General features: G+C 58.1%; 15 protein-coding genes and 1 pseudogene. 13 read left to right on the top strand and 3 right to left on the bottom strand.

Features of this window, described 5'->3' with window-relative positions:
• Positions 1–528: 528 nt before the first annotated feature.
• The 4 genes from NRG23_RS32235 to NRG23_RS32220 all read left to right on the top strand — a co-directional run bounded on the left by NRG23_RS32235 (position 529) and on the right by NRG23_RS32220 (position 5190).
• Positions 529–1938, top strand: a complete 1410-nt coding sequence (locus tag NRG23_RS32235) for a protein kinase (protein ID WP_257373396.1) — start codon at positions 529–531, stop codon at positions 1936–1938.
• 23 nt (positions 1939–1961) lie between these two features.
• Entirely contained in the window at positions 1962–3122 is a 1161-nt protein-coding gene (locus NRG23_RS32230; protein ID WP_257373395.1) for an ATP-dependent helicase, read from the top strand.
• Positions 3122–4513: a hypothetical protein gene (locus tag NRG23_RS32225; protein ID WP_257373393.1), complete on the top strand. Its 1392-nt coding sequence runs from the start codon at positions 3122–3124 to the stop codon at positions 4511–4513. Before NRG23_RS32230 ends, NRG23_RS32225 begins: the two co-directional genes overlap by 1 nt.
• Positions 4514–4917: 404 nt before the next feature.
• Positions 4918–5190: a hypothetical protein gene (locus NRG23_RS32220; protein ID WP_124355177.1), complete on the top strand. Its 273-nt coding sequence runs from the start codon at positions 4918–4920 to the stop codon at positions 5188–5190.
• A gap of 637 nt (positions 5191–5827) precedes the next feature.
• Here NRG23_RS32220 and NRG23_RS33000 read toward each other — a convergent pair.
• Positions 5828–6054 (bottom strand): annotated as a pseudogene (locus tag NRG23_RS33000) (ATP-binding protein); the annotation flags it as partial.
• Between the two features lie 90 nt (positions 6055–6144).
• Here NRG23_RS33000 and NRG23_RS32210 point away from each other — a divergent pair.
• The 3 genes from NRG23_RS32210 (at position 6145) to NRG23_RS32200 (ending at position 9440) form a co-directional block, all read left to right on the top strand.
• The gene (locus NRG23_RS32210; protein WP_038633459.1) at positions 6145–6936 is read left to right on the top strand and encodes a bifunctional 2-polyprenyl-6-hydroxyphenol methylase/3-demethylubiquinol 3-O-methyltransferase UbiG; all 792 of its coding nucleotides are present in this window, start codon (positions 6145–6147) and stop codon (positions 6934–6936) included.
• A 315-nt stretch (positions 6937–7251) separates the two neighbouring features.
• The gene (locus tag NRG23_RS32205) at positions 7252–7734 is read left to right on the top strand and encodes an acyl-CoA thioesterase (protein WP_009049637.1); all 483 of its coding nucleotides are present in this window, start codon (positions 7252–7254) and stop codon (positions 7732–7734) included.
• Between the two features lie 56 nt (positions 7735–7790).
• Complete coding sequence (locus NRG23_RS32200) at positions 7791–9440, top strand: FMN-binding glutamate synthase family protein (RefSeq protein ID WP_257373391.1); 1650 nt, start codon at positions 7791–7793, stop codon at positions 9438–9440.
• A 111-nt stretch (positions 9441–9551) separates the two neighbouring features.
• Here NRG23_RS32200 and NRG23_RS32195 read toward each other — a convergent pair whose 3' ends face one another.
• Positions 9552–10346 carry a helix-turn-helix transcriptional regulator gene (locus NRG23_RS32195; protein WP_257373390.1) on the bottom strand — a complete coding sequence of 265 codons (795 nt, stop codon included), beginning with the start codon at positions 10344–10346 and terminating at the stop codon, positions 9552–9554.
• A gap of 84 nt (positions 10347–10430) precedes the next feature.
• Here NRG23_RS32195 and NRG23_RS32190 point away from each other — a divergent pair, with 84 nt between their 5' ends.
• The 6 genes from NRG23_RS32190 to NRG23_RS32165 all read left to right on the top strand — a co-directional run bounded on the left by NRG23_RS32190 (position 10431) and on the right by NRG23_RS32165 (position 17630).
• Positions 10431–11429, top strand: a complete 999-nt coding sequence (locus tag NRG23_RS32190) for a bile acid:sodium symporter family protein (RefSeq protein WP_198919079.1) — start codon at positions 10431–10433, stop codon at positions 11427–11429.
• 529 nt (positions 11430–11958) lie between these two features.
• Entirely contained in the window at positions 11959–13740 is a 1782-nt protein-coding gene (locus NRG23_RS32185; protein ID WP_257373389.1) for a hypothetical protein, read from the top strand.
• 72 nt (positions 13741–13812) lie between these two features.
• Entirely contained in the window at positions 13813–14274 is a 462-nt protein-coding gene (locus NRG23_RS32180) for a YccF domain-containing protein (RefSeq protein ID WP_257373388.1), read from the top strand.
• A gap of 287 nt (positions 14275–14561) precedes the next feature.
• Entirely contained in the window at positions 14562–15638 is a 1077-nt protein-coding gene (locus NRG23_RS32175) for a GGDEF domain-containing protein (protein ID WP_016705323.1), read from the top strand.
• 79 nt (positions 15639–15717) lie between these two features.
• Positions 15718–16692 carry a two-component system response regulator gene (locus NRG23_RS32170; RefSeq protein ID WP_016705324.1) on the top strand — a complete coding sequence of 325 codons (975 nt, stop codon included), beginning with the start codon at positions 15718–15720 and terminating at the stop codon, positions 16690–16692.
• A 20-nt stretch (positions 16693–16712) separates the two neighbouring features.
• Positions 16713–17630 carry a LysR family transcriptional regulator gene (locus NRG23_RS32165; protein ID WP_009049645.1) on the top strand — a complete coding sequence of 306 codons (918 nt, stop codon included), beginning with the start codon at positions 16713–16715 and terminating at the stop codon, positions 17628–17630.
• On the opposite strand, the gene NRG23_RS32160 is transcribed toward NRG23_RS32165, so the two are convergent.
• Positions 17627–21196, bottom strand: coding sequence for a PAS domain-containing protein (locus tag NRG23_RS32160; RefSeq protein WP_257375111.1), 3570 nt, complete (start codon positions 21194–21196; stop codon positions 17627–17629). The two genes, NRG23_RS32165 and NRG23_RS32160, sit on opposite strands and share 4 nt — an antisense overlap.
• Positions 21197–21271 lie beyond the last annotated feature (75 nt).

Raw genomic sequence — 21271 nt, 5'->3', positions numbered from 1 at the left:
CGTGGGTGCTGCTGACCTCCGCAATAAAAATCGTGTTTGAACACGCTACCCAGAGTCCAACAGTGTTTTAAACAAGGAAGCTCCGCGACGTATGGCAAGCATTTCAAGGGAGCATAAATTCCGCTATGACGGAATAAAAACCCAAATAACGGAATAGCAATAGGAAGTGTGCCATGGAAGCAATTGCAAATGACAGAACTTCCTATAATTATTTATAAATCAAAGAGATATGAAGCAAATATGGATTGAATATCCAAAAAAGACTGGTAACCACATGATACGGAAGATCGCAAAAACACTCTCTAAGCCCCAAAAAGAGGCTGAGCACCCGTTCTTTTCCTTTCGTTTTGATGCAAATCCTATCGCCGCTTGTTGTGCTTTCTGCCTAGAAGAAAGGCCTAGCATCACAAGGCAAAATGGTGGCAATCTTGACAGCACCTCTTCTCAGACAGGCCAAGTAAAGACCATTAGTTAATTAGCTTTTTACACTATCAGATATAGTTAAGCTTCAATCCAGGAGAGCATGGAATGCCCGACTTAGCACCGGAAACCATTTCCGATTTAACTAATCGCTTAAAGCGTTATCTACAGTCCAAAAAACAAAATTGCGAGATATACTTCCTCGCTGCTGGGGGATCCGCTGCAGTTTACAAAGTCGAAACAGCAGATGGCCCAAGAGCATTCAAAGTCTTCGACCCTAAATTTGTCAACAGCGATGAGGGGTCGGCAGAGAAACACCGCTTAACCCTGCAAGAAAGACTCATCGGGCATAACTGTGACAGTTTAATTCAGACCTACAACATAGAAACCGCAGAGGAAACTGCCTTTATAGAAATGGAGTACATCAACTGGCCTCAACTAAAAGAAGAGCTTCAAAATATTCCAGACAACTGCGTAAGCTCATTAATTTCCCAGCTTGTTTCTGCAGTAAAATTCCTCGAATCTTTAAATATCGTTCATCGCGATATAAAACCAGAAAACATTCACATCTCACCAGATCACTCTAAATTAAAACTTCTAGATCTAGGTGTATTAAGAGAACTTGATCCAGGACCGGACGCAGCAGAAACGGACCATGGGAACCTAAGACTTTTTCTAGCTACCGCACAATATAGCTCCCCTGAGTATTTATTCAGGCTTGACGAGCCATCAGAATCACTATGGAAAGCCCTCAACTATTATCAAGTAGGTGCTGTACTTCACGACCTGATAATGAAGGAAGCTATTTTTCAGGCCGAAATCAATACTGGAAACAGATGGTTAGTCGCCAAGGCAGTACTAACAAAAAGCCCATCCTTTATTGATGGCTCACCTAATAGATTGGCATCATTAAAGTCCACAGCACAGAAATGCTTAACAAAAGACATGAACACCCGATTAAAAATAATTAATTGGGATGATTTTCTAGACAACAAAAGCGAAATTTTAACAACATTTCGTAACCGTCTTAAAAGGCGTACGGGACCTGAAGAGGCTGAACACTTCCGGCAAGAAAAATTTGACAGAGACCGTTTTGAAGAAGAACTCACAAGAAAGGTTAAGGAAAATCTAATCTCCATATGTAAAACAGACCTTCCCTTAAAATCTTGCAACTCCCAAGCAGACGATCAGAGCTTTGATTATATATTTGACTACGGACAAAAAATTGAAATTATAATACACCTGCTTTTTGATTGGCAATCGGAGATAAACTCCCGAACAGCAACAATCAAACTTTCAGGAACGATTCAATTCGACACCCACCCCATCGAATATGAGACCCTTTCTCAAACCACTATATGTTGCGCCAATATTGACGCAGGCCGTGATGAACCAATTCAAACTATTTGCATAAAAACAGTAGAACTCACTTCAAAAGCATTAGACGCCATAGATTTCTGCCAAGGTGACACAAACCAAATAAGCAAATTAACAGGCATTGATCTGCAAGCATCGTAATTCAGGAAAATGGAGCGAATGAATTGAATACAAACTGGTGGCGCAACAAGCAACAGATGGATAAAACACAACGTGCCTTTATAGGGCTTCCTGTTGAAGGACGATACTTTCTATCCGGACCACCCGGATCTGGGAAAACGAACCTACTATTACTTAGGGCCGAAGTAACCATCGGCGGAGGGGACAGAGACATCCTCTTCATAACTTATACAAGATCCCTTGCAGACTTTATCCGCAGCGGAGCAACTTCTCGTGGACTTATTGAAGAACATCAAATAAAAACTTTTCACTCTTGGGCATTTGAGCATGTACTCAACCATTTAGGTGAGAGAATAATCTCAAAAGAAGCAGACTTTGATGAAGATGCGCGAAACCAAATCCTTCAACAGATCCTCGAAGCAAATAGCCGCCGCCAATCGGAACGTATGTATAGTGCTATTTTTGTGGATGAGGCCCAAGACCTAAGAGTCGAAGAATTAAAAGCACTGCTTGAACTTTCAGACAATGTTTGTGTTTGCGGGGATGATCGACAAGGAATCTACCAACGAGATGGAATTCAAATATCAGAAGTATCTAATTTGGAGTCCTACGTGCTCGACAAACATTTCCGTATGGGACAGGCAATCGCCAAGGTTGCAGACCGTCTCATGCCACCCGCTCCTGGTGGAGTAAAACTTGAAGACACATGTAATTACGACCAATCCATATTCGGCGAACCTTCTGCAGATTTGAATGAGTGTGCCAGCCGAGATGAACAGTTCAACTTAATGCTTGAAAAGATTCGAATTCAGCTTGATGCATTCAGAGACGAGCCTTTGGGAATCTTTTGCCCTCGCCAAGAAGATAGAAATGAGTTACGGGAACGCTTCGACGCAACTGATATAGGTGATCTAGTTTCCGTACATGGCGTTGATGAGACAGCAACGTTTGTTTCACAGAAACCTATACACATTTTAACTTTGCATGGATGCAAAGGAACAGAGTTCAGATGTGTCCACATATACGGCGCAGAGGGACTAAGAAAATTCCCTCTAAACAGAACGACACTTAGCTATACCGGTATAACCAGAGCTAAAACTTCGCTAAATGTATACCGAACAGGAAAAACCTCTACAAAATTAGAAAATGCCTTTGCAACAAAGCAAATGTTCAGCCTGGATAATCTTTTACCGGATGAAGAATAATGGATGGAATTAGGTGGTACCTCTACCCAAAAGACTCTTTGCCAGAAGCATTGCTAAATACTGGCAGCCCAGAGCAACTAAACGGCAAAGAGATAACAGATCCAAAATCAGCTATTGAAGAATTAGCTTTTGGATACCCAATACAAAACAACCTACTAGACTATAACCCACCATCTATATTGATCTTACCTGAATACAGACCAGCGGAAATACTAGCCTGGTTAAAAATTTATGCACCTGAAACATCTCCAATAAGCCAGTTCGCTCGCATAATTAGCAGAAAAGATTTTTTAGCATCCAAAGAACACACACCCATTAAAAATAGAAGCAAAGAGAATCTTGACAGATGGGCCTCAATAGTTTTGGGAGAAATTCTAGCTCAAGGAGAGCCCGTTTCATCTATCAGTTTGCTTCCACTTTCTAGAGCGCAAGCCTCGTTTTCAAATGCAGTTGCAAAGGCATCAACCTTTTACGGAAATGAATACTGGACTAACAGCTGCATCAGTCGCCTTGAGTACGCAGAAGCCGATCGAAGGTTCATATCTAGGACTCTAACCATTAGGGAACTCAAACCAATATGGGACCGTATAAATACGAATTGGAATACAGACCAACACATTACTACAATCATTAAAGCCCTAGGCGCCTCCGCTTCTGCAAACAACGATCTCTTTTTAAGTCCAGAACCCCTATCATATTTACAGGACTACTCAGACTTACTCAGTGATTCGATAGAATCGAGAGTAATCGCCTTTCGTAAAATTGCATCCGACTTAACAAATATACTCGACACTAAGACTACAGACCCTAATCTTGCCTCAAGCTTAGCGATGGCAGTATTTCTAGTAGGAAGAAGTACCTCTCACGCGTTCCTACTAAGTAACATTGGTAAGGAAATACCATCAGTCTATGCTTGGTTTGGTCTAATTGCAGGTATCGCCGGACCGAAATACTGGGATATAGAATGGACAAGAGCAGCAAAAGGTATTGAAAAAGGATTGCGCGGAAATCTTAACTGGATAGAGCCCTCTCACGCAGATCTCTCTTGGTCAGAGTATGAATGGTTAACTACAACCTACAGAGGAAACAACCCATTCCTTGACTTACCTAAGCAGCTACCTAAAGTCCTAGCACTTGAAGTTATTCCTGGAGCAGTATGTCAGCTCAGGTTAAAACCAGATACCAGCGTAATTCAAGAACCCACTCCTAATGCAGAACCTTCTAGCAAGGAACTTCTAGACCTACGAGAAACCTTAGAAAGCTTCGTTAAATTAGCAGAAAAAGCAAAATCATACCTAGCTGATAAAAAAAATCCCGCCAAACAAAAAACAACTTCCTTACCAAGGGGAAAATCCATTAAAAAAACCACAACAACCGAAAAAAAAATCTAACTCACAAGATAATAATGGGGCATAACCATGCCCCATTATTATCTCCATATTCCTCCCCCCCTAATGCCACCTTAAACTCCCGAAAGAAACACTTCATTTTTTTGAATTACTTTTGGATCAAAAGCTTACTTGCGCCTAGCCTCCTACCTCCTTATAGTTCCCCCGTCGCTGCAAATTCAGCGACCTGACTTGGCCGTCAGCATCCCGTAGCGCACAGGCGCTCACCATCCGAAAGGCAAGCGCTTTTTTTGCGCCTGCACATTCGTGTTATGGCGACTGTGCGTGGGACACCTTCGGGTGTGCCGGGATGCTTCGGGCCCGGTCGGCCAACCCGCGTACAGTTGCCACCCTCCTTCGCTTGGCCGCGAACGGTGGTAACTCTCGAAGTTATGGAGTGTTACCCAATGGACTACCAAGCATTTAGCTCCTCCAACACCACCGACCACCCCGTCGCCTTTATCAACCCTCAAGCCCCTTTGCTTGACCTGCTGACCTACGCCGGCCTGCGCATCCGCGCTGCCCGGGACATGCTGGACAGCGTGTCCGGCATGACCAGCCGCAACGCCGACGACCTCGACCTGATGCGCTTCTCCAGCGTGGCAACCTTGTTGTTGCAGGACGGATGCGATGTGTTGCACGTGGCAGAACAACGAGCGATGGACCTGCCAGAGCCATAACCGACCCGCCTTAGCCTTTGCTCTTGCTCTTGCTCTTGCTCTTGCTGTGCTTTGGCTTTGGCCTTTGATCCACCCGCCCCATCGGGAGGCCGAGTGGAGGTGTTCATCAGGGGATTGGCGCGCAGCGCCCCTCGACGCAGTCGAGGACATCGTATGGAGGTCGAAGCGAAGCCGACCGGAGTCGATGCCCCCTGATGGACACCGTAACGAGGGAACCCGAGCGCAGCGAAGGCCGTACGCAGGGGCAAGCGTTTTTTGGTTACTTTTTGCTGGGCCGGCATTCCGGCGTTTGAAAAAAAGTGACCCGCCGTAAGGGCGGAACCGCCAGCGGCCGTGACCGCAGGAATGGATATGTACCCCGTCCAACATCACCAGCGAAGCCACCACCGCCATCGCGGGCAAGCCTCGCTCCTACAGAAGCAGTGATCACCTCAAGCATCAGTTAAAACCTGTCACCTATGTGATTGAACTGTTCTGTTACCCATGTTGATGAACTGCACCAGAAACCAGATAGCAGTGTCCCCCGCCGTAAGGGCGAAACCATAAGCCGCCGTGACCGCAGGAATGGATATGTGTCGACGCTGATTGAAAACTGACCCACCGCAAGTAGGCATGCGGCAGGTATTTTCGGTGCAGATCAAAACGGCTCATCGTCCTCGGTACCGTCATCGTCCTTGCGCTTTCGTTCACCTGATTTGATCTTTGTCTGGGCGACCAAGCTGCTGTGTTGCAGGCGGACTCGTTGCCCGTTTCGACGATGTGGCAGTTGTGTGTCAGCCGATCCAGCAACGCCGTGATCATCTTGGCATCGCCAAATACGCTCGATCATTCCGAGAAGCTGAGGTTGGTCGTGATGACCACGCTTTTGTTCAGGTTGCCCGCCTAATGTGAACACACCTGCGGCCGATAGCATGCAAGAACCACCAGCATCGACGTCTTATTTCAGGGTTATCAATGGAAATTCCATACAGCATCAGACTTTCATTTTTTGATTTCTGGAAGGGGCTCTTCAAAGGCACGCTTTTCATCCAGAAGCGTTTGCGAGGGCATTTGAAGGAGCAGCAGAAGAACTGGCCAAAGAAGCAACAATACAGCCAGGGATATTTCTATCAGGGCTTGGAAGAACTGGGAATCACAGGCCTGAAGCCTACGGGCTTTCGCTTCAAGCAATACGCCATTGATGAAGAATTGAAGGGCGCTGACGTACTGGACATCGGCAGCAACTGCGGTTTTGTCTCAGTATATTGTTCGCGACTGGCGAAATCCGTGACAGCCGTCGAACTCAACCCTTTTCTCAATAAAGTGGCGAAGGATACCGCGCGTTATTTGAAGCGCGACAATATAGAGTTTATAGAAAGCGATTTTTCGGTATTTGCCACAGATAAAAAATTTGATGTAGTGCTGTCGTTTTCCAATCATCACACCATTGATGGCAACCTCAATATGGGGTTTGAAAACTACATGAAGCGCCTGGTGTCGTTTCTAAAGCCGGGTGGCTACCTACTGTTTGAAAGCCACAATGTTTTCGGTCCAGGTAGTGGCGCCGTAGGTGATGACGGTGATATGGACGAAAAAATCAAAATCATGAACACCTATTTCGCCATAGAACGCTATCGAATGGTCAACTGTTACATGCGACACATGATCGATGATGTCGATAAGCTCTTCATTGTTGCGCGGCTCGTGGACAATCCTCCGAAGACGGATTTCCGTCTTGAACAAGCAATCCGTCGTTATCATTATTGACCCTGCATTCAATTTTTTTGGCTACCCATGACACCGTCCAAAAAACGGCAGCGCGAGCAATCTCGCTCCTACAGGTCGGTGTCATGCAAAGAAACAGTCGCTACCGTAGCGCCCCTCTCGTTCAAATCGTGGATCAGGTATCTCCCCGTCCCCACTCATTGTTGCAATCCCCGCAACAGCTCATTTCAAATGATAGCTAGCTAACTATCAACACTTCTGATTACCCTTCCGACCTCCAGCCAAAAGCTGTCCGCAGGCCCTAGGCCGGCCATTGCGAGCCAACGGGCAGCCCCGACGCCCCTGATGAGGTCACCCATGGAACCAGGCAGTTATCAATTGAGCATGAGCGTGCTCATGACGCCCGACAAAGCCAACTTCTCCGGCAACGTGCATGGCGGCGCCCTGCTCAAGCTGCTCGACGAGGTGGCCTTCGCCTGCGCCAAGCGCTATGCCGGGCGTTATGTGGTCACGCTGTCGGTGGATCAGGTGATTTTCAAGGAGCCGATCCACGTCGGCGAACTGGTGACCTTCCTGGCCTCGGTCAATTACACCGGGCGCACCTCGATGGAAGTCGGGGTCAAGGTGATGACCGAGAACATCCACGAGCGCACGGTGCGCCATACCAACAGTTGCTACTTCACCATGGTCGCCGTCGACCCCGATGGACGCCCGCACCCGGTGCGCGCCTTCGTGCCGGAAACCGCCATCGAAAAACGCCGCTACGCCCAGGGCCTGCTGCGCAAACAACAGCGCCAGGAGCTGCAAGAGCGCTACCAACAGATCCGCAACTCGGACTGAGCCCGCCCTGCCTGCCCGCCGGAACCCCTGTCTTGCGATTTGCCCAAGGAACGATCATGAAAATATCGCTGTTGAGTCGCTACGCGACCCTGACCCTCTGCCTTGCCCTGACCTTGTTCGGCCTGCTGTTCTGGCCCGCCAGCCTCTGGGGCCAGGGGCTGATTATCCTGGCCGGGGTGCTCAGCCTGGTCGGCGTCAATGACCTGCTGCAGAGCCACCATGCGGTGCGCCGCAACTACCCGATCATCGGCAATATCCGCTACCTGATCGAGTCGATTCGCCCGGAGATCCGCCAGTACCTGCTGGAAGGCGACGATGAGAAGCTGCCCTTCTCCCGCTCGCAACGTTCGATGGTCTACGCCCGCGCCAAGAACCAGCCCGCGGAAAAAGCCTTTGGCACCCTGGCCGACGTCTATCAGCCCGGCTTCGAATTCATCAGCCATTCCATGGTCCCGGGCGATGCCTGCGACCCCAGCCAGTTCCGCGTGGTGGTCGGTGGGCCGGACTGCCTGCAGCCCTACAGCGCCTCGGTGTTCAACATCTCGGCCATGAGCTTTGGCGCGCTGAGCGCCAACGCCATCCGCGCCCTGAACAAAGGCGCCCGGCTCGGCGGCTTCGCCCATGACACCGGGGAAGGCAGCATCAGCCCCTATCACCAGGAGTTCGCCGGCGACCTGATCTGGGAAATCGGCAGCGGCTACTTCGGTTGCCGCACCCTGGACGGCCGTTTCGATGCCCAGCGCTTCTCCGAGCAGGCCAGCCATCCACAGGTGAAGATGATCGAGATCAAGCTCAGCCAGGGCGCCAAACCCGGCCATGGCGGCATCCTGCCCAAGCACAAGGTCACCGCCGAAATCGCCCAGACCCGTGGCGTGCAGATGAGCCATGACTGCGTGTCGCCGGCGCGGCATTCGGAGTTCAGCACGCCCATCCAGTTGCTGGAATTCATCGTCAAGTTGCGCAACCTGTCCGGTGGCAAGCCGGTGGGTTTCAAGTTCTGCGTGGGTCATCCCTGGGAGTTCATGGCCATCGTCAAGGCCATGCTCGAGACCGGCATCCAGCCGGACTTCATCGTGGTCGACGGCAAGGAAGGCGGCACCGGCGCCGCGCCCCGGGAGTTCACCGATAACATCGGCATGCCCATGCGCGAAGGCCTGCTGTTCGTCCATAACACCCTGGTCGGCGCCGGCCTGCGCTCGCAGATCAAGCTCGGCGCCAGCGGCAAGGTGATCAGCGCCTTCGACATCGCCAGCGTGCTGACCATCGGCGCCGACTGGGTCAACGCCGCGCGCGGTTTCATGTTCGCCATCGGCTACATCCAGTCGCAAAGCTGCCACACCAACAAATGCCCCACCGGCGTCGCCACCCAGGACCCGCTGCGCCAGAAGGCGTTGCAGGTCACGGACAAGGCCGAGCGGGTGCACAACTTCCACCGCAACACCCTGGTCGCCCTCGGCGAAATGCTCAGCGCCGCCGGCCTCGACCACCCCGCGCAATTGCAGGCCAAGCACCTGGTACGGCGCATGACCACCACCGAGGTGCGGCTGTTCTCGCAGATCCATGTGTTCCTCGAACCCGGCGAACTGCTGCAGCGGCCGATCAGTTCGGAGTTCTATGCACGCATGTGGAACATGGCCCAGCCCCATAGCTTTGCGCCGCTGGTTGTGGCTGCGCCGGCCAGGATTGAACGGCTGACGCCGGCTTAGTTTTTTGCATGACGCGGTGGCCGTTCGCGCTGGATGACGGGTACAAGGTCCAGGGTTGAGGGGGCGGCCACTGACGTTATCGCGGGTAAGCCTCGCTCCTACAGGTAGCGATCAGGCCTGGCGGAAAAACTCCCCAGGCGTGGCATCGAACTGCTGGCGGAACGCCGCGATAAAGGCCGAGGTCGAGTCGTAGCCGCAGGCCAGCGCCACGTCCGTTACCCGCTCGCCTTGCTCCAGCGGTGTCAGCGCGCCCAGCAGGCGCAGCCGTTGGCGCCAGGCGCGGAAGGTCAGGCCGGTGTCCTGCAGGAACAAGCGGCTGAGGGTTTTCTCCGTCACGCCCAGCTTTTCGCCCCACTGCCCCAGGGTGGTCGGCTGGTCCGGGTGCGCTTGCAGGCTGCGGTAGATCTGCCGCAGGCGAGGGTCCTGGGGCAGCGGCAGCATCAGGTCCAGTTGCGGCGCGGCGGCCAGCTGGTCCAGCAGGACCTGGGCCAGGCGGCCGTCGGCGCCGTCTTCGGCGTATTCCACCGGCAGCTCGCTGAAGGCGCGGATCAATTCGCGCAGCAGGCTGCTCACCGCCAGCACCTGGCAGGTCGCGCCGGCCCAGGCGGTGACACGGCAATCCAGGTAGAGGCTGCGCATTTCGGTGCGCGGCGAGCTGAACACCTTGTGCGGCATGCCGGCCGGAATCCACACCGCCCGTTGCGGCGGGGCGATAAAACGCCCGGCGCTGGTCTGCACTTCCAGCACGCCCTGGATGGCGTAGGACAATTGCACCCAGGGGTGGCTGTGGCGCCGGGTCAGCGCCCGATTGGGCAGGGATTCGGTGCGGCCGTACACCGGCCGCGGCAGGCTCGGCAGACCGGGAATACTGCGGCGGACGATCTTTTCATGTCCTTTAGGCGGCATTTACTGGCTCATTGGCGTTAGTCGGCAGTCCGTCATCACGTTAGAGTCGGCCCACCGCCCTGGCAACCCCTGGATGATCCCGTTATGAGTCGCTCACGTCTTTTGCCCGACAATTTCACCCTGACCCTGATCGGCGTGGTGCTGCTGGCCAGCTTCCTGCCGGCCAGCGGCCAGGTGGCGCTAGGCTTCGGCTGGCTGACCAACGCCGCCATCGCCCTGCTGTTCTTCCTCCACGGCGCCAAGCTGTCGCGCGAGGCAATCATTGCCGGGGCCGGCCACTGGCGCCTGCACCTGCTGATCTTCAGCCTGACCTTCGTGCTGTTCCCGATCCTCGGGCTGGCGCTCAAGCCGCTGCTGTCGCCGCTGATCGGCAACGAGCTGTACCTGGGCATGCTCTACCTCTGCGCCCTGCCCGCCACCGTGCAGTCGGCGATTGCCTTCACCTCCCTGGCGCGGGGCAACGTGCCGGCGGCGATCTGCAGCGCCGCGGCGTCCAGCCTGTTCGGGATTTTCCTCACGCCGTTGCTGGTGACCCTGCTGCTGAATGTGCACGGCGATGCCGGCTCGACCCTGGATGCCATCATCAAGATCAGCGTGCAGTTGCTGCTGCCCTTCATCGCCGGGCAGATCGCCCGCCGCTGGATCGGCGCCTGGGTGGGCCGCAACAAGAACTGGCTGAAATTCGTCGACCAGGGTTCGATCCTGCTGGTGGTCTACGGCGCCTTCAGCGAGGCGGTGAACGAAGGTATCTGGCACCAGATCCCGTTGTGGAACCTGGCCGGCCTGGTGCTGGCCTGCGGCGTGCTGCTGGCGCTGGCGCTGCTGGCCTCCAGCCTGTTGAGCAAGCTCTTTGGCTTCAACCAGGAAGACCGCATCACCATCCTGTTCTGCGGTTCGAAGAAAAGCCTGGCCACCGGCGTGCCCATGGCCCAGGTGCTGTTCGCCGGCAGCACCATGGGCGTGCTGATCCTGCCGCTGATGCTGTTCCACCAGATCCAGTTGATGGTCTGTGCGGTGCTGGCCCAGCGTTACGCCAAACGCCCTGAGTCGATCCCGGAACTGATGGCGCAGGTCGATCCCTGAGAGCCTGATGAACAACAGCCCCCCCTGTAGGAGCGAGCTTGCTCGCGATAAATCGTCAACGAAAACGCGCTGCGCCTGACCGCCTCAACTTCGCGGATCGCGAGAGTGGCTCCCCCTACAGCCCCCTGTGACGGCGGTCAGTTGTGCTTCGGACCGCCTTTCCACGGCGCGTATCCCACCAGCACGTTGCCCCGCGCCAGCCCCTTGTCGCCCACCTTGAAGCCGGGCATCTGCCGCAGGTTCATCTACCTGCATTGCGCTGTGTCGACCGGCAGCGGCCAATCTGTAGAAGCATCAAGCGGTTACTCCTGGGAAAAGCCAGGGTTTGTGCTTTTGTCAGGGGCGGCAAGCCGATAGCATAGCGCCACTTTTTTTGCCGGTCGGCGATCTTACATGGAAGTTTTCATGCGTTTCTTGCTCGCGCTTTGTGCGTTGTCCCGCCTTGCTGGTTACAGCATCAGCCCCTTGTTCTCAGGGTCGTTAAAGACACCTGCAACCGCTTTTTTCAGCAGCGTGAAGGAGTAAATCAATGGCCGTTCCTCATGGGCGTTCGTTAGCGGATTTTTTGCCTTTAAAGCCTGCTGAACAGCTTCTTCTCAAGCACGCAGCGTTGGGAGGGATGACCGAAATTTCGACGCAGCGCCCCACAGATGCCACACCAAGCAATACCGTTCGAGCAGGCTTCCTGCGCTTCCTGATTCTGGGTGGTGACGATCTGAACCCCGTTCATGAACTCGGGGTGATGTTGAAGGGAGCGTTTATCGAAGGCGATCTGGAGCTCAGAGAAACCCAGATAAACGCGAGCATCACGCTAACCCATTGCGACCTGCAGAATCTGAGCCTGAGAGGCGCATCGGTAAGAGGCACCATCAATCTTGCCTACAGCCACTGTAAAAGTCTCAAAGCCAATCTGATGACGGTTTCAGGAGCGATGTGCCTGGACCATCTAAAGTCCAGGGAAAGCATGAGCCTGCAGAAATCCAAGATTGGTGCGGCCTTGCTGTTGCGCGGCACTAGTCTGAATGGCCAGGGTGGCTATGCCTTGGTCGCCGACGGTCTGGTCGCTCACAGTGTCCATTTCGAAGAAAAGTTCATCGCGCTCGGCGAGGTCTGCCTGAACGGAGCGGTAATCAAAGGACAGCTCAATTGCCGGGACTGTAGTTTCAAGGCGACGGATGCGTCGGCACTGAGCGCCGACGGCATCACTGTCCAAGGGAATGTCTTTCTCACCACTGGGTTTCACTCTCAGGGGCCCGTTAGACTTTCAGGCGCCCGTATCCGGGGGCAACTCAGCCTCAAAGAGGCTCGTTTTGAAAGAAAGGACAAAGACGAGAACGGCAAAACACTAATCGCTCAAAGTGCCCATGTCGAGGGTGTCCTGATCATGACAAATCTGGCCCTCCCTCTTGATAACGCGACCCTCAGCAGCTCCCACGTGGGCACCCTGCACGATGACGCGAGCACTTGGGGCAAGGAAATTGGCCTCAATGGGTTCACTTACGACTTCCTGACAACCGAGGCTCCCTTGAGAGCCCAGGAACGCATTGACTGGCTCGATCGGCAGATACCTGCAAATACCGGGGCTGACGGGCTCAAAGGTTCGGCCAGCAAATTCCGCCCGCAACCCTGGCGTCACCTTCAGCACGTCCTCGAGGAAATGGGCCATGCGGAGGAAGCTCGCGAGGTAGGTATCGCGTTCGAAAAACGCTTGCGCAAAGTCGGCCTGATCGGCCAGGCACCCGCAGGCATTCCTCGCGGCCTGAGGTGGCTGTACCGCCTGCCAGCCTTGGGCCTGCATTCGCTCTACGGCCTTTTCACCGGTTTCGGCTACCGCCCCATGCGCCTGCTCTCCTGGTTCTTCGGCACCTGGCTGGTGTGCACCAGCGTCTACTGGTACGCCGCCATCGAACACAAGGTCTTCGCCCCCAGCAACCCACTGGTATTCCAGAACGAGGCCTACGCCAGTTGTACCCCTGAATATGGCGATGCCTGGAAAGAGCAACACCCTAAGCAGGATCTGCCTTCCACCGTAGGCAACTGGTACACCTGCAAGGCCCTGCGCGGCGAATACACCGGCTTCAGCCCCGGCGCGTATTCGCTGGACATCCTGCTGTCGCTGGTCGATCTGCAGCAGGAAAAGGACTGGGGTCCGATCACCCCGACGCCCTTCCCCGGCTATTGGGATGAACTCAAGAATCTCGAATGGGGCCACGGCATCCGTCTGCTGATCTGGCTCGAAACCCTCATCGGCTGGGGCATCAGCCTGTTGCTGGTGGCGATCGTCTCCGGTCTGACTCGGCGCAAGGAATAAGCGTCTATACCTGCACGGGCCTCGAACGGGGCCTGCTCGATACCCTTCACGGTTCAAACAAGGAAGCTTCACATGAGCGCCATCGGCAATTTTCTCTGGTTTATCCTCGGCGGCATTTTCATGGGCCTGTGCTGGTGGCTGTGGGGCATCCTGGCCTTTATCAGCATCGTCGGCATTCCCTGGGGCCGGGCCTGTTTCGTCATCGGCACCTTCTCGTTCTTTCCGTTCGGCAAGGAGGCGATCAGCCGGCGCGAGCTGAACAACAAGGACGATATCGGCACCAGCGGCCTGGGGGTGATCGGCAACGTGCTCTGGTTCGTGTTCGGCGGTATCTGGCTGGCGCTGGGGCATGTGATGTCGGCGCTGCTGTGCTTTATCACCATTATCGGCATTCCTTTCGGCATCCAGCACCTGAAGCTGGCGGGCATCGCCCTGGCGCCGATCGGCAAGACCATCGTGCGCAAGGAAGTGGCCACCGCGGCGCGTACCTTCAATGCCCAGGATGCGGCGCTGAAACAGCGTCAGCCAGGCTGAAGCCCAGGCGCGGAGGCCTCGTCGAGGCCTCCGCCGCTGCGCATGCCGGCCGGCATGCTCCCCACGCTTGCGCACTCCGACCGCCCTCAAGCTCGCAACCTGATCGCCAACACCACGTCACCTTGAAACAAGCCGCACCACGACCTTGAAGGATGCCCACAGCGGCGCCCGCCGCAATTGGACAAGTCCTACGCCCACTGCTTTCATTCAGCCTCGGGACCCTGCGCAGTCCGCGCTCGCCAGGAGGCTTGTCGCCCCCGCCCACCCGTTCACGCCCAAGGCCCGCAATGCTCAAGACCATTGAAGCGCAAGTGCTGAAACAGGCCACGCCGCCGGCCCTCAAGGCCGAGTTCGCCCAGTACGACTTCGAGCGGCTGCACGGTTTCTGCCTGCTGATCTACGTCGCCAGCATCAGCATCTGGCTGCTGTTCAACCTGATCGTCAGCTTCCCCGGCAAGCAGGGCTTCACCCTGTACTCGATGGCGTTCCTGGCCGCGCTCGCGATCAACGCGATCGTGCTGGCCTTCACCAAAAAGGTCCGGCACTTCCAGTGGCTCAACCTGGTCTTCGTGCTGATCATCGGCGCGGGCATCCGCCTGGTGATCGAAGGCATGCCGCTGGAGCTGCGCCCCGACTGGCTGATCATCGGCGCCTCGAGCATGCTCTACAGTGCCTCGGTGCTGCCCCTGCGCCGCTGGTCGTTCTTCGCCACCGTCGTGCTGACCTGGGTGGTGCTCGACCCGTTCATCATGACCCAGACCTCGGTGCTGGAACTCAAGGGCGCCATGCTGTTGATCTACGCCCTGTTTCTCACCGCCCTGACCCTCTACAGCTTCATCAAGCTACGCCAGGCCAAGCTGCACACCTACATCATGTCCAAGCTGTTGCTGGAACAGGCCTACAACGACACCCTGACCGGCATCCCCAACCGCCGCTCGTTCATGGCCCGCGCCAGCGAACAACTGGCGGCGCAACCCCGGGAGCATGACCACTACCTGGCGATGATCGACGTCGACAATTTCAAGAAAATCAACGACCTGTACGGCCACGACAGCGGCGACGAAGTGCTCAAGCAGGTGGCCGCGGACATCAGCACGGTCATGGCCGGTTTCGACTACGCGCGCCTGGGCGGCGAGGAGTTCGCCATCTACCTGTGCGGCGTGCGCCGCAGCGACGTGGAGCAACTGGCCGAACGCCTGTGCCAGGTGGTGCGCCAAGCGCCGGCCCGCCACCCGGTGACCATCAGCATCGGCCTGGCCCGGGTCGAGGACAGCGACAGCCTGAACCAGGCGCTGGTCAAGGCGGACAAGGCGCTGTACCAGTCCAAGCACACGGGCAAGGATCGTTACACCTTTCACCCGTGACGGCTGCGGCAACGCACCGGCGCGACCCGCCGGGCAAATAAGATAAACTGCCGCCCTCTCTTGATCAGGCGCCCCCGTCATGCCCGCAGAGCACGCCCCCAAGCCCTATACCCTCCTGGCGATCGACGACGACCCGCAGTCGTTGATCGTGCTCTCGAAAACCCTGACCACCGAATATGAAGTGCTGCTGGCGAAGAACAGCGAGCGCGGCCTGGCCCTGGCCCGCAGCGCCAGCCCGGACCTGATCATCCTCGACATCCTGATGCCCGAGATGGACGGTTTCCAGGTGCTCAGCGAACTCAAGCGCCACCCGGCGACCGCCGCCATCCCGGTGATTTTCCTGACCTCGCGCAGCAGTGTCGAAGACGAACGCCTGGGCCTGCTGCTCGGCGCCGCCGACTACATCGCCAAGCCGATCTCGCCACCGGTGGTGCTGGCCCGGGTGGCGACGCAACTGGGCTACCGCGACAAGCCCCTGCACAGCCCGCAACCGGCGGCCGAACCCTCGGCCGGCAGCGACATGCGCGACGGCTTCATCGGCGCCCTGGCCTTGCAGCTGGCCGGCAACCCGCAGATCCGCCTCGAGGCGCTGCTCGATACCCTGTCGATCCTGCTCGACAGCGGCGTGACCCAGAGCGACCCCGCGGCGTTTCGCAGCGCCGCCTGCCTGGCCCTGATGGGCCTCAACCAGCCCGGCAGCGGCATCGGCCAGGCCCTGGCCCACAGCCGGGTGCTGATCGAGGAGATTCTCGCCCACGCCGACCCGGAAGACCGCATCCTCAACCTCGCCTGGAAAATCACCCATGCCGAGGCGCTGCTCCAGGGCGACCGCAGCCCGGCAAGCCTCGATCTGCCGTTCTCGGCCCGTCTGTTCGCCCTGGCGCTGAACTACCACCTGAGCCTGCTGCAACCCGGCGACGACCTTGCCGGCCGGCATGCCCAGGCCATGGCGCGGATGTATCAACAGCCGGGGTTCGAGCAATGCATCGCCTGCGGCCCGGCGTCGCTCTCGGCGGCCTTGCTGAGTTCGTCACAGAGCTTTTTCGGCCTTTGAACGGACAGTGAGCCTTGCCCATGCCTAACCTCGCTGACCTGGAACTGTTCGTGCTGATTGCCGAGCTGCAGGGCCTGTCGCCCGCGGCGCGCATCATGTCGATCACCCCGGCCGCCGCCAGCCTGGCGCTCAAGCGCCTGGAAAACCGTCTCGGCGTGCGCCTGTTCACCCGCTCCACCCGCACCATGAAACTCACCCCCGAGGGCGTGCGTTACCTGGAAAGCGCGCAGCACGCCCTGAAGATCCTGGCCAACGGCAAACGCTCATTGACCCACGACGACGGCATGCTGGAGCTCACGGTGTCTTCCGACCTGGGCCGCAACCTGCTGCTGGACCTGCTCACCCGGCTCAAGCAGGAACGGCCGCGCCTGTACATCAAGCTGGCCCTGAGCGACAAGGAAGAGGACCTGCTCAAGGGCCGCTTCGACGCGGCGCTGCGCTATGGCAAAAGCCTGGCGCTGGACCTGGTGGAGCTGCCGGTGCTCAAGCAGCACCACTTCATCGCCTGCGCCGCGCCCGGCTACCTGGCCGAACATGGCACGCCCGAATCGCCGGAACAGCTGAGCGAACACGAATGCATCATCTGCCACAGCATTGGTCGGCCGGAGAGTCGCTGGCGTTTCCATGCGCCGGGCCAGATCGAGGATGTGCGGGTGCAGGGGCACTTCTGCTGCGACGATGGCGATGCCGCGCGGCGCTGGGCGCTGGCCGGCCATGGCGTGGTCTATCTGCCGCTGTTGAACGTGGTCGAAGACCTGCTCGCCGGGCGCCTGCTGCCCCTGCTCCCCGGCTGGCAGGCCGACGCCGCGCCGCTGAGCCTGGTGGTATCGCACCGTTCGCAAATCACCGAGTCGCTGCGGGCCTTGCACCAGTGCCTGGTGGAGCACTGCACGGACCGCATGGCGCGCTACCTCGAGCTGACCCGGGCGACGCGCTAACCCTGGGCCGCGCGCAAGTCGACCAGCAGCTCATAGGCCTGCTGGAACTCCAGCCGGTAGATCCGCTCCTGAATGGCCCGCAGACCGCTGCAACGGCTTTGCTCGCACAGCTCATCGACCAGCGCCAGGGCCTGCGCATTGTGGTTGCGCAGCAGCTTGGCCAGCCGCTCCAGCTTCAGTACCTGCTCACTGCCCAGCGCCTCGCTCTCCCGGCCCAGGGGCCCGGCACCCGCCGCAGGCAAACACACCAGGCCGGCCAGCAGCGGCTCCAGGCACTGCGCCAGCTGGCGGATCAAGGGCGCAAGATCAGCCTGCCCGGCGCACTGCTCCTCCAGTTGCCGGGCCGCCTGCCTGACCGCCGTGGCGCCGATGTTGCCGGCCGCTCCCTGCAGGCTGTGGGCCAGGAAGCCGATGGCCTGCAGGTCCTCGGCGGCATGGGCCTGCCACAGGCGCTCGATGAGCCCTTGCTGCTCATCGCGAAAGTCCGCCAGCAGTTTGTGGTGCAGCGCCAGGTCCTGGTTCACCACCGCCAGCCCGAGCGCCGAGTCGATGCCCGGGTAGGCCGGTGCTGAAACGCCGTTGGGCAGGCTTGCCGCGATCGCCCCCGCGGGCAGTTCCAGGTGCTTGATCCAGCGCACCAAAGTCCGATAGAACGCCGTGACTTCCAGCGGCTTGCTGATCAGGTCGCTCATGCCGGCGGCCAGCACCCGGCCCTGGACATCGGCCTGGCTGCTGGCGGTCACCGCGATGATCGGCAGCGAGCGCAGGTGCGGGTAACCGCGGATCTTGCGCGTGGTGCCGTAGCCGTCCATGACCGGCATCTGGCAATCCATCAGCACACCGTCGAAACGACCGTCCCCGAGCAACCGCTGCAAGGCCTCGGCGCCGTTGGCGGCCAGCACCACCTGGACCCCGGCGCGCTGCAACAGGCCCTGCAACACATCCTGGTTCAGCCGGTTGTCCTCGACCACCAGCACCCGCGTCCCCGCCAGCAACCGTGCGTAGTCGTTGACCGTGCACAACCCCGCCGCGCCGGCCACCGATGGCGTGGCCGGCGCGCTGCAACTCAGCGTCGGAAACTCCTGTGGCCGTCGCTGCGGCAGGCTCAACTGCACGGTGAACTTGAACACCGCGCCCTGCCCCGGCTTGCTGTGCACCCAGATGTCGCCCTGCATCATCTGCACGATTTTCTTCGAGATGGTCAGCCCCAGGCCGCTGCCGCCGTAACGCCGGCTGATGGACAGGTCGGCCTGGACAAAGGCATTGAACAGCCGCGCCTGCTGCTCCTCGCTGATGCCCACCCCGGTGTCGGTGACGCTGAAGCACAGCAGCGCCTTGTCGTTCCACTGGCGCACCAGGCACACGCCGATGCACACGTGGCCGGCCTCGGTGAACTTGATCGAGTTGTCCACCAGGTTGGTCAGCACCTGAGCCAGGCGCAGCGGATCGCCGACATAGCTGCGCGGCAACATGGCGGGAATGTCCAGGCGCAGCTGCAACGCCTGTTCTTCCGCGCGCTGGCGCACCAGCAGCAACACATCGTCCACCAGCTCCCGCAGGTCGAAGCAGACCTGCTCCATGCTCAGCTTGCCGGCTTCGATCTTCGACAGGTCGAGCACGCCATTGATCGTACCCACCAGGTTCCTCGCCGCACGGTCGATCTTCTCGATGTAGTCGCGCTGCGCCTGTTCCAGGGGCATGTCCTGCACCAGGTGGGCCATGCCGATGATCGCGTTCAGCGGCGTGCGGATCTCATGGGACATGCTGTCGAGAAATTCCGACTTGGCCTGGGTCGCCAGCTCGGCGTCGCGCCGCGATTGCTGGATCTGCGCTTCCACCGCCTTGCGCTCGCTGATGTCGAAGATCACCCCGTCCAGGTACTGCGGCACCCCGTCCACGACAATGGTCTGGCCCTTGTCGTAGACCCAGCGCACCTCCTGAGTGGCGGTGATGATCCGGTATTCGAGCATGTAGCTGGCGCTGCTCAGGCAGCCTGCGAAAATCTCCAGGTCGTCGGGGTGGACCCGGTCGCGATAGCTGTGCCCGGCGAGGAAATGCGCCGCCGGAAAACCGCTCAGGCCCTCGATGGCATCGCTGACGAAGACCATGGTCCGCGCGCCGTCCGGCAGGCTGCGAAACACCACCCCGGGAATGTTGGCGATCATCGACTGCAGCTTGGTCTGGCTGTCGACGATCGATTGCTGCACCTCGACCGCCTGCGTGATGTCCTGCAGCACGCCGGTGACCCGCGTCGGCGCGCCCTGGGCATCGCGCTGCATGACCCGGCCGATGTCCAGCACCCACAACCAGCGCCCGCTTTTGCTGCGCATTCGGTACTCGGCGCGGTACTCCTCGACCTCGTTGTCCAGGTGCGCCCTGAGCCTGGCCATGACCGGCTCGTGGTCCTGCGGATGGACCAGGCAGGCCCAGCGGTCCAGGCCATTGCCAAAGGTCTGGTCCAGTTCCTCCTTGCTGTAGCCGAGGATCCGCAGCCAGACATCGTTGTTGATGACGATCCCCAGGCTGACGTTCCAGTCCCACAAGCCCAGCGCCCCGCTTTGCAGGGCCATGTCCAGGCGTCGCTCGCTTTGCTCGATCCGCGCCACGTCGGCCTTGTGCCGCCGGGCATCGGCCAGGCGCCGCAGGCCGCCCCACAGCAACAGCAGGAACACCACGGCGCTCAGGCCCTTGATCAGCAGCACCTGCTCGGCCGGCAGCACCGCATCCAGGTCGCCCAGGGTGACCAGGCTCCAGGGACCGCTGGGGTCGTTCCAGTCGAAGTCGGCCCGGGACAGGCTGTAGCGCCGGCCGTCCAGCTTGACCTGCGGCTGATGGGCATCGAAGGGCAAGCGTTCGGGAACGCCGTGGGCGAACGGGTAGTCGCCGAACTGGCGGCGGATCCCGCCGCTGAAGTCGCGCAGCGACCAGGCGCGGTCGGCCTTGAGCAGCAACTCCGGGGTGCTGGCGGCCAGCACCACGCCGCTGGGCGACAGGATCATTTTCAGGTCGTCGCCATACTGTTTGTTCAGGTTGGTATCGAGCATCTTGCCGTCGAAACGCGCCACCAGTACCCCGATCACCTTGTCCTGGCGCGTGCGCGACTCGTAGACCGGGACCGCCATGTAGAACATGCGGGTGCCGGTGGTGACGCTGATCGCGCCATAGACACTGCTGCCGCCGTTGAGCGCCACCTTGAAGTAGGGCCGGAAGGCCACGTTCAGCCCCAGCGGCGCCTGGCCCTGGTGATCATGGGCCGCCACCACCACCCCGTCGCGATTGAGGACAAAGGCATGATTGGCGCCCACCACCATCGACAGCGTCTTCAACGGGATCGCCGCCTGCTCCATCAATTGCGCGGAGGGCTCGCGCTCCAGGATCACCCGTTTCAGCGAGGGGTTGTGGCGCCCCAGGATCGACAGCGCGCCAATGGCAAAACCGTCGGACTTCCACTGCTGCAGATCCGCCGCGTACTCCTGGGTCTGCATCTCGATACTGGCCTGGTAGACGTCCTCGACCTGCAGGCGGTAGTAGTTGCCCAGCGCCACCGCGGCACCGACCGCGATCACCACGCCCAGGGCGTAACAACACCGTCTGTGGCTGTCGAAGAAGTTCGTTAACCTGTGCAACACCTCGCCCCTTTA

Source organism: Pseudomonas sp. T8 (assembly GCF_024610635.1).
Lineage (GTDB): Bacteria > Pseudomonadota > Gammaproteobacteria > Pseudomonadales > Pseudomonadaceae > Aquipseudomonas > Aquipseudomonas chlororaphis_I.
This window is presented reverse-complemented; position numbering and strand designations above follow the sequence as displayed.